The sequence below is a fragment of the Methylobacterium sp. genome, assembly GCF_019750675.1.
Lineage (GTDB): Bacteria > Pseudomonadota > Alphaproteobacteria > Rhizobiales > Beijerinckiaceae > Methylobacterium.
Genome location: NZ_JAIEOF010000043.1, coordinates 1 through 4,542 on the forward strand (window position 1 = coordinate 1; position 4,542 = coordinate 4,542).

The window sequence follows — 4,542 nt, forward strand, 5'->3', positions numbered from 1 at the left end:
AGCACCGGCGTGCCGGGCATGGACAGGACGAGGGACTTCATGAGTTCGATCTTGCGCCGGTCGTTCTCCAGCAGGGGTGCCAGGCGGCGCCGGATGCCGAGGTTGATGCGGGCGCGGCGCTCGGCGGCGTAGAACGACCACAGGTAGTCGCGCTCTTCCGCCGTGACCATCTCGAGCGTCAGCTCGTCGTGGTTGCGCAGGAAGATGGCCCATTGGCAGCCCTCGGGGATCTCCGGGGTCTGGCGCATGATGTCGGTGATCGGGTGTCGGTCCTCGCGGGCGATCGCCATGTACATCCGCGGCATCAGCGGGAAGTGGAATGCCATGTGGCACTCGTCGCCGTCGCCGAAATACTGCGCGGTCTCCTCCGGCCACTGATTGGCCTCGGCCAGCAGCATCCGGTCGGGATAGCTCGCGTCGAGGGCCGCACGGATCGCCTTGATGACCGTGTGAGTCTCAGGGAGGTTCTCGCAGTTCGTGCCGTCGCGCTCGATCAGGTAGGGGATCGCGTCGAGGCGCAGGCCGTCGACACCCATGTCGAGCCAGTAGCGCATGACCTCGATCACGCCCTCAAGCACGGCCGGATTGTCGAAGTTCAGGTCGGGCTGGTGGCTGTAGAAGCGGTGCCAGAAGTACTGCTTGGCAACCGGGTCCCAGGTCCAGTTCGACACTTCCGTGTCGAGGAAGATGATGCGCGTGTCCGAATACGGCGTGTCGGTGTCCGACCAGACGTAGAAGTCGCGCTCCGGCGAACCGGCCGGCGCCTCGCGGGCGCGCTGGAACCAGGGGTGCTGGTCCGAGGTGTGGTTGATGACGAGCTCGGTGATGACGCGCAGGCCGCGCTCGTGCGCCGCGTCCACGAACTTCCGGAACTCCTCCATCGTGCCGTAGGAGGGGTTCACATCGCGGTAGTCACCGATGTCGTAGCCGTCGTCGCGCAGGGGCGAGGGGTAGAACGGCATCAGCCAGATGGCCGTCACCCCCAGGTCGCGGACGTAGTCGAGCTTCTGCGTCAGGCCCTCGAAATCGCCGATCCCGTCGTTGTTCGAGTCGAAGAACGACTTGACGTGGATCTGGTAGATGATGGCGTCACGGTACCATTGCGGATCGCTGCGATCGATCATCGCGTCGTTGCCTCATGCGTCGAGTTCAAGGGCGTTTTCGGCGTTTCCGCAGCGACCCCTCGCGAGAGGTGACTTTGCGTGCCGTCCACTGCGTGGGTAGGCGCCGACACTGAGGCGACACCGCGACGATCCTCACGGATCGCCGGGCTTTTTGCTGACACGGGCACGCGCTTCACGCAACCCGGGTCGGGGCGCGAAGGCGCCAGATCACCGCCGAGCGCTCAGCGGGGTCGAGGGCGATGCGGTGCGATTTCCCACGCAGCTCGAACTTGTAGCCCAGCAGCAGGTCCTCGACCTCGACCGCGCCGTCGTCGGGCTGGCCCAGCAGCCAGAGCGGCACCTCGTAGGTGCATTCCTGCCGGTTGCGCGGGTCGAGGTTGACCAGCACGAAGACGCAGTTGTCCCCCTCCGGCGTCACCTTGGCGTAGCCGATGATCTGCTCGTTGTAGGCCCCGGTGAAGACGACGTTCCGGAAGTCCCACAGGGCCGGATTGTCGCGCCGGATCTGGTTCAGCTTGATGATGTGCTCGCGGATGTTGCCGGGGCGATGATAGTCCCAGGCCTTCAGCTCGTACTTCTCCGAGTTGAGGTATTCCTCCTTGCCCGGATACGGCTCGGCCTCGCACATCTCGAAGCCGTTGTAGATGCCCCAGACGCTCGACAGCGTGGCGGCCAGGGTCGCCCGCACCACGAAGCCCGCCCGGCCGCTGGTCTGCAGGTAGATCGGGTTGATGTCCGGCGTGTTGGCGAAGAAGTTCGGGCGATAATACTCACCCATCTCACCGGCCAGCTCGGTGGAATAGGCGATTAGGTCCGGCTTGGTGTCCCGCCAGGTGAAGTAGGTGTAGCTCTGCTGGTAACCGGCCTTGGCGAGCTTCTTCATCATCTTCGGCCGGGTGAAGGCCTCGGCGAGGAAGATCACGTCGGGATAGCGGGCATTCACCTCGGCGATCATCCACTCCCAGAACGGAATCGGCTTGGTGTGCGGGTTGTCGACCCGGAAGATGCGGGCGCCGAGCTTGGCCCAGCCCAGCACGATGTCGCGCAGTTCGATCCAGAGCGAGGGCAGCGCGCCGCCGTAGAAGTGGACGTTCGAGATGTCTTCGTACTTCTTCGGGGGGTTCTCGGCGAATTTGAGTGTCCCGTCCGGGCGCCATTCGAACCATTCCGGATGGTTCTTGATCCAGGGATGGTCGGGCGAGCACTGGATCGCGAAATCGAGGGCGATCTCCATGCCGTAGGCGTGGCTGGCCGCCACGAGACGGCGGAAGTCGTCGAGGGTACCGAGGTCCGGGTGCACGGCCTCGTGGCCGCCCTCCTCCGAGCCGACCGCGTAGACCGATCCGACATCGCCCGGCAACGCCTTGAGGGTGTTGTTCTTGCCCTTGCGGTTGGTCTTGCCCACCGGGTGGATCGGCGTGAAGTAGAGCACGTCGAAGCCGAGTTCGCGGATCTCGGGCAGGCGGGCGATCACGTCGTCGAAGGTGCCGTGACGGTTGACGTCCATCGACTGGGAGCGCGGGAAGATCTCGTACCAGGCCGAGAACCGAGCCGCGAGGCGGTCGGCGATCACCGGCACGTTCACGGGGTAGCGCGAGAGGTTGATGCGCGGCGCGTGCCGGCGGATCAGGTGCGCGTTCTCGGGCGCCAGCATCAGGTCGAGCTGCGCGGCCGAGCCGGTCTCCGTCGCTTCGAGGTCGCCGGCGAGGGCCTTCAGGCGGCCGGCGTCCGGGCCGGTCGCGTTCTCGGACGCGCCGATCACGAAGGCCACGCCCTCGATGGTCTCCAGGCGGACATCGACGCCGGCATTGCGCTTCTTCAGGGTGTCGCGCACCCAGGAGGAATAGCCGTCGCGCCAGGCCTGGATGGTGAACTCGTAGCGGGCGTTGCGCAGGAGCGGGAAGTGGCCGCCCCAGCGGTCGTTGTCCACGAACACCATGCGGTCGGCCCGCCATTCGGTCTCGCCGACGACCCGCGAGAGGATCTCGGCATCGATGATCTCGTGGCCGTCGCTGAAGATGTCGGCGGTGACGTGGACGCTCTCGCCGACCACGCGCTTGACCGGGGACCGGCCGCCGTCGATCTCGGGCATCACCGCCTCGATGACCACGCGCCCCTCACCCGTGGGCGTGCTGAGGTCGGGCACCGCCGCGGCCGCCGCACGCTCGGCGGCGAGGATACGCACCTCGCCCGGCGCCAGCGCCAGGGCGATGCCGGGCCGGAATTCGATCGGCTCGGCCTCCGGCGTACGGTCGACGAAGTCGCCGAGCATGCCGCCGGTCCGGGCGAGAAGCGTGCCGGGCTCCACCGGTACGGAGGCGTCGGTGGGGTTGTAGAGCACCAGGGTGGCGCTGCGCGCCGAGGCGCCGTGGCCGGTGTCGTAGCGCAGGAGCGCGGCGTAGGCCGCGTCCGGCGCGGAGATGCGCGCCTGGGCACCTTCGACATTGGCGGCGGACACCTCGGCCCGCAGGGCGTTGATCGCGGCGATATAGGACGAGATGTCGATGCCGGTGTCGGTTTCGCGAAGCGCGGGCGTCGTCTCGACCACATGGAGGGCGCGGCGGTAGCCCCATTCGTAGCCGATGGGCATGAGGACGCCGGCGGAGAAGAAGGCCGACAGGGCGTAGCGCGCCTTCAGGTGCCGGGCGATAGACGCCGCGTCACCGTCGAGATCCGCAGCGAGGCGGGCCATGTCGTGGTTCTCGGGGAACGCGATGGAGGGCGCGATGACACGCAGGCGCTCGTACTGCTCCAGGGCCCAGGAGGCCTTGAGGTCCCACCAGGCGAAGCTGTTGAACAGGTAGTCGAAGCCAGCGCCCGCCGTCGACTGCGCCTCCTCGAAGGTGCAGCCCAGCGTCTCGGCGGCGAACAGGCAATCGGGCTCCAGGGCCTTGGCGGCCCCAATGAGGTCGCGCCAGACCTCCGCCGGAACCTTGTAGGCCGCATCGCAGCGGAAACCGGCGACGCCGAGGTCCTGCAGGCGGTTGACGTAGCCGGACCAGAAGGCGGTCAGTTCCCGCCGCGCGCCCTCCGAATGGTAATCGAGTTCGGCGAGGTCGCCCCAGACCGTGCGGATCGACGGATCGTCCGGATCGACGGCGTAGGGGCTCTCGATCCGGCCCTCGGAATCCTTGAGGAACAGGTCCGGGCGCTGCGCGGCCAGGGGGCCGTCCATGGCGGTGTGGTTGATGACGAGGTCCGTCATCACCTGGAGACCATGGGAGGCGGCCGCGGCGCAGAAGCGCCGGATCTGCTCGTCGTCCGAGGTGCCGTCCTGGTCCCGGAAGCGCTCGTCCAGGCGGTCGGGATCGGCCACCGCGTAGAGGCTGCGCGAGCCCCCGGTCTGATGAAACGGGTTGAGGTAGACCCAGTCGAAGCCGAGCGCCGCGATGCGCGGCAACTCGGCGGTCCAGGCCGA

Annotated in this window: 2 protein-coding genes; both read right to left on the reverse strand. The window is 67.3% G+C overall.

Annotated elements, in window-relative coordinates:
- A partial coding sequence (gene treS, locus K2X24_RS02220; RefSeq protein ID WP_292494227.1) for a maltose alpha-D-glucosyltransferase occupies positions 1–1,124 on the reverse strand: 1,124 nt, incomplete at its 3' end.
- A 172-nt stretch (positions 1,125–1,296) separates the two neighbouring features.
- A partial coding sequence (locus K2X24_RS02225) for a maltotransferase domain-containing protein (RefSeq protein ID WP_292494229.1) occupies positions 1,297–4,542 on the reverse strand: 3,246 nt, incomplete at its 5' end.